A 4887-nucleotide genomic window follows, 5' to 3' on the forward strand; every position below is an offset into this window, starting at 1 on the left:
CTTTCAACGTTTTGTGACACCCAACTCCAAAAGTTAGTTAGCTAAGCAACAATCAATTTGAACTGAGCCTTGTTTTTAGTCGGTTATGGTAGTAGTGTTCTGTCACAAATCCGAAATGGAGGTATTATTCTGTCATTCGACTGTGACAGAAAAGTACATCCACAGTCCCAAAATAACTGTTTTCGGCTCCTAAAATGGTCATCAATGGACACAGTCAAAACTTCAGTGAATACAAATCGGGGTTTTAATTAAAGTAATAAATTACATTTATTTAAATTTTCTGGAATAATAAGTTGTATTAAGAAGGAATCGCAAATGTTGTGTTGAAATAAATACTTGCCAATATAATTCAGTCTATTGGCAAAATTATAGTAAAAAAGGGGTGACTAGAATGAAAGTACAAGTGAAAAACGAGCAAAAAACTTCTACCCGTACAGCTTTCCTCAACTAATTTTTTCAAAAAGGCATAGAACCCTGATTCTATGCCTTTTTGAATTTTATCATTATCTGAAAATTGTCTTTTGTAGCTTGATTAGTGAACGTGTAGACAAGCTAAAGTCTTTTTAAAATTTTTTAGAAGTAAGGAGCTGGTTTAGATGAATAAACCCCGCGTTAAAGAGTTTTACAGAGTTTATGATTATATTGAAAACGACCAAGAAATAGAGATCCAACTTGGGGCATGTAAATCCACTGGAAAGGTCGTGAATGGGGACAGAGATCTTTTAAAACTATTAAGTTTATGCGATGGGAAAAACTCTCGCTTGGATATCATTCAGATCATCCGAAAGGATCGTCCTGATTTGAGTACACATGATATAAATGAGGTTTTAGACCATTTACAAGAATATGGACTTCTTGAAGAAGCGGATTTGGGTGATACCACCTTGAGTCCCATTGAGTTTGATCGATATAATCGCCATTTAGTGTATTATTCATCTTTTTGTGAAGGTAACCGACATGTTCCGCAAGAAAAGTTAAAGAACTCAACTGTTGTTTTGATCGGCATGGGCGGAATCGGTTCTTGGCTTAGTTATGCTTTAGTTGCAGCGGGAATTGGAAAGTTGATTGGTGTTGATCATGATCACATTGAACTTAGCAATTTGACTCGACAAATCTTATATTCGGAACAATCTGTTGGAATGAAAAAAGTAGCAGTGGCTAAAGAACGATTACGAGAACTGAATTCTAAAGTTGAATTTATAAGTGTGGAGCAGAAGGTACAAAATGTCGATAATGTAAAAAAGATTATTAAAGATGCTGATTTCGTTGTTCTCTCCGCAGATTCACCAGAAGGTATCCATTATTGGGTAGATCGTGCTTGTTATGAGTCGAATATTCCTTACACCAGTGTTGGTTACCTCGATAATTGGGGCATTTGTGGGCCTTTAACTGTTCCTAACAAAACGAGTTGTCTGATTTGTGAGAAAGGTTCTAATGAAATTAAACAAGAAACTCTTCATGGAATCCCAGAAATTCGTGAGATTAACAGCAGAGCAAAAGCTGCTTCGTTTGGTCCTCTAAATGGCTACATATCTTGTTTTGCAGCGATGGAGGTCATCAAATATCTGACAGGATATGCTGAACCTGTTACCTTAGGTCGTCGTTACATGGTAAATTCCGGTACGATGGAAACCGAGTTTACTGAATACCCACGCAATCCGAATTGCCCTCAATGTGGAAATAGCACTATAATTTCAGAACGTAATAAAGGAGTAGTATAATGGAGGTTATTCGTCCGCAAAGGTTAGAACTAGGAGACACAATTGGTGTGGTTTCACCGTCCTCTCCCGTCGCATCGATTTGCCCAAGACGTTTTCAGCGTGGAATTACGCACTTACAGTCAATGGGTTTTGAAGTTATAGTTGGGAATCGTGCCCTCACGAGAACTGGTCATACAGCTGGATCAATTCAAGAACGAGTAGAAGATTTACATCAAATGTATGCAAATCCAAACGTGAAAGCGATTATTTCCACGATCGGCGGTTACAATTCTAACCAGTTGCTAGATCAATTGGATTATAAACTAATTTGCGATAATCCGAAGATCCTTATGGGGTACAGTGATATTACGACCCTACTGATAGGCATTCATACCATTACAGGACAGGTAACTTTCTTAGGTCCAGCTATTCTTCCGCAGTTTGGTGAATTTGGTGGATTGATGAGTTATACCAGGGATAGCTTTGAGAGAGTGGTTATGCAGTCTAAACCAATCGGTGACATACACCCAAGTAAGCATTGGACGGAAGAATTTCTATCATGGGATATTAACGATGATCGTATTCGAGAAAGGAAACCAAACAGTGGTCTAAAAGTTTTAAAATCAGGCGTTGCAAAAGGTCCAATCCTAGCAGGTAATATTGGTACAATGCTACTTTTGTCCGGAACCCCATATTTCCCTAAATTTCAAGGTGTTATCTTATGCTTAGAAGATGACGAGGATGAATCACCAGCTACGATTGATCGTTATTTGACCCAGATGCGTCAAATCGGGATCTATGATCAAATTGCCGGTCTCATCATTGGGCGATTCAATAGTAAGGTAGGTTTCACAGAGACAGATTCGTTAGAGTCGATCTTAGAGATCGTAACTCGTGGATACGATTTCCCTATTGTTTATGACGCAGATTTTGGGCATACAGACCCAATGATGGTTTTGCCTAATGGTATTCAAGCCATCTTAGATGCTTCCGATTGTAATCGACCTCAACTTACGATCCTAGAACCCGCTGTTTTATAGAGATACACTTTTCACATATGTTTGAGCAGAGTCTTTACATCATGTTGAATCCTCTGTTCGTTCAGATTATCAGTATCGACTCTAAATAAGGAGAATTTAGAATATGGGATTATCGTTGTGGAGCAATCGTGCATTTGTGTTTTGGATCATTGGAACGGCCATTTCATTTTTGGGTCAAGGGATTTATTTTATTACAGTCACGTGGGCGCTTTTTCAACTAACAGGAAGTGCACTGCCTGTGGGAATTATGTTGGGATTGACTGCTATTCCTGGAATCTTGACGGCTGTTCCCGCGGGAGTTATAGCAGATCGCTATGACAGACGTATCATTACTGTTTTGATGGATGTTTGGCGTGCACTTGTCGTCATGTTGTTACCGATTAGTATTTGGTTCAATTTTCATTCAGTTTGGACCTATTATGTCGTAACAATTGGAATTACACTTGGAAGTAACTTTTTTTATCCAGCACAGAATGGATTAATTAAAGAGATCATTCCAACGGAGCACCTGTTAAAAGCAAATTCAACAAAAGCAATTTCACAACAACTAGGAATGATTGCCGGCACTGGACTTGCAGGCTTCCTAATTTCTTTTACTTCTACTGAAATTGTTACTGTAATTAGCTCTTTCACATTTTTGATCTCCGGAGTTTTTCTGTATGGAATGCGTAAAGGAGTTCATCATCCACAACGTAAAATATCCAAACGTTCTTCTATGTGGAATGAATATAAAGAAGGATTTCGCTATTTGACGAAAAATCGTCTTTTGCTCATCCTTCTAATCCTCGGTATGTTTGTTCAGTTTTGTGTTCAGATTATAAATACGTTGCTCGCTCCTTACGCAACATCTGTTTTACATGTAGATGTTAAGGGGTATGGGATGATTGATGCTGCCTTTGCGATCGGTTCCGTATTGGCTGGAATAACTATTCCCTTTATTAAAAAAATATTTTCACAAAAGGTGTATCCTTGGACGGTTGTACTTGTTAGTACGGCTATATTGGCTATTGGCTTGTCTTGGAATCTATATACAGCGATCTTCTCATATTTATGGACAGGTGTGATTTTCACGGTTGAGAGTTCGTTGAGACAAACGATGTCGATTACCATTACTGATAGTGAGTTTATCGGTCGAGTTGGTAGTTTAAACTGGCTCATGTACTCGACGATCGTGCCTATTGTAGGAATCAGTGGTGGTTGGTTGTCAGAGTTTATTGAAATTCAAAAAATTTATATAGGGATAACCGCTGTAATGGTGGTTGTAAGTCTATTATCTTTTCAAATTCGAAAAGATAAATCAAGTGAAATATTTGAAAATAAAAAACAAGCATCTCCTGCATAACATCTTGTTGGGCAGATGGCACCAAATTCGTTCTTAGCTACCTACCGCTATACAAACATAACCGTGGGGTTGGATTTATTATCCAGCCCTAACTGTATATTTTACACGTATCTCGGACGTACCCCTACAATAGACGATACGTGTTTTCGTTGGATGTAATTCCAGTCCGCATTCCTTGAATCTCTGCTCAAGGCTAGCCCGAAGCTCCTGTGCATCTCTCATGCTATGGCAGTGCGCTACAGCATCATCGGCATATCGAGCGAACGGTTTGTCTGGATGATACTTGTCCATCCACTTGTCAAACGCATAGTGTAGGAACAGATTGGCTAATACGGGGCTCGCCACACCACCTTGTGGTGTGCCCTTGGTTCGCTCCACTATGGATCCATCCGGCATTTGCATCGGCGGCCGATTTCCCCGGTCGATATCCATATGAGTCCGCGTGAAAGTATGGCTCCACTTTGGGCTCAAAATAGATTTTCACGACCATCTGCGCAACCCGGTCGGCCACAGTAGGCACTCCGAGGATGCGCGTTCCCCCGTTCTTCTTGGGTATTTCAACCGCCTTCACAGGGGGAGGAAAGTAGCTACCGGACGACATTCTGTTCCAAATGTTATAGAGGTTGTTCTTCAGGTTCGACTCGAACTTCTCCAAGCTGACATTATCGACTCCGGCTGCTCCTCCGTTTGCTTTCACTCGTTGGAACGCCTCTAGTACTACATGTTTGGAGATTTCTGAATATTTCACTGCCATAAGGCCAGTGAGTTAATCAGTGAGAGCCACTTTGTTAACGAATTGGAGCCA

The 4887-nt window shown here is 39.9% G+C and carries 5 protein-coding genes; 3 read left to right on the forward strand and 2 right to left on the reverse strand.

Translation table 11 applies throughout. The features are described 5' to 3' along the window. Positions 1-596: 596 nt before the first annotated feature. The 3 genes from ACFO8Q_RS06155 (at position 597) to ACFO8Q_RS06165 (ending at position 4082) form a co-directional block, all read left to right on the forward strand. Positions 597-1721, forward strand: a complete 1125-nt coding sequence (locus ACFO8Q_RS06155; RefSeq protein WP_380024855.1) for a HesA/MoeB/ThiF family protein — start codon at positions 597-599, stop codon at positions 1719-1721. Next, on the forward strand, positions 1721-2740 hold the full coding sequence (locus ACFO8Q_RS06160) for a S66 family peptidase (protein ID WP_380024856.1): 1020 nt from the start codon (positions 1721-1723) through the stop codon (positions 2738-2740). The genes ACFO8Q_RS06155 and ACFO8Q_RS06160 overlap by 1 nt, the downstream gene beginning before the upstream one ends. A 103-nt stretch (positions 2741-2843) precedes the next feature. Beyond that, positions 2844-4082 (forward strand): MFS transporter, encoded by a 1239-nt coding sequence (locus tag ACFO8Q_RS06165; protein WP_380024857.1) that lies wholly within the window; start codon positions 2844-2846, stop codon positions 4080-4082. Positions 4083-4160: 78 nt separating this feature from the next. On the opposite strand, the gene ACFO8Q_RS06170 is transcribed toward ACFO8Q_RS06165, so the two are convergent. Together ACFO8Q_RS06170 and ACFO8Q_RS06175 are read right to left on the reverse strand one after the other, a co-directional pair. After that, positions 4161-4484, reverse strand: coding sequence for a reverse transcriptase domain-containing protein (locus ACFO8Q_RS06170; protein WP_380024858.1), 324 nt, complete (start codon positions 4482-4484; stop codon positions 4161-4163). Further along, positions 4381-4779, reverse strand: a complete 399-nt coding sequence (locus ACFO8Q_RS06175) for an RNA-dependent RNA polymerase family protein (protein WP_380024859.1) — start codon at positions 4777-4779, stop codon at positions 4381-4383. Before ACFO8Q_RS06175 ends, ACFO8Q_RS06170 begins: the two co-directional genes overlap by 104 nt. Positions 4780-4887 lie beyond the last annotated feature (108 nt).

The sequence above is a fragment of the Effusibacillus consociatus genome, assembly GCF_042652925.1.
GTDB classification, from domain to species: Bacteria; Bacillota; Bacilli; order Tumebacillales; family Effusibacillaceae; genus Effusibacillus; species Effusibacillus consociatus.

Coding starts and splice junctions, on each gene's coding strand:
- ACFO8Q_RS06155 (WP_380024855.1), top strand. CDS start 597: ATGAATAAACCCCGCGTTAAAGAGTTTTACAGAGTTTATGATTATATT.
- ACFO8Q_RS06170 (WP_380024858.1), bottom strand. CDS start 4,484: ATGCAAATGCCGGATGGATCCATAGTGGAGCGAACCAAGGGCACACCA.
- ACFO8Q_RS06160 (WP_380024856.1), top strand. CDS start 1,721: ATGGAGGTTATTCGTCCGCAAAGGTTAGAACTAGGAGACACAATTGGT.
- ACFO8Q_RS06165 (WP_380024857.1), top strand. CDS start 2,844: ATGGGATTATCGTTGTGGAGCAATCGTGCATTTGTGTTTTGGATCATT.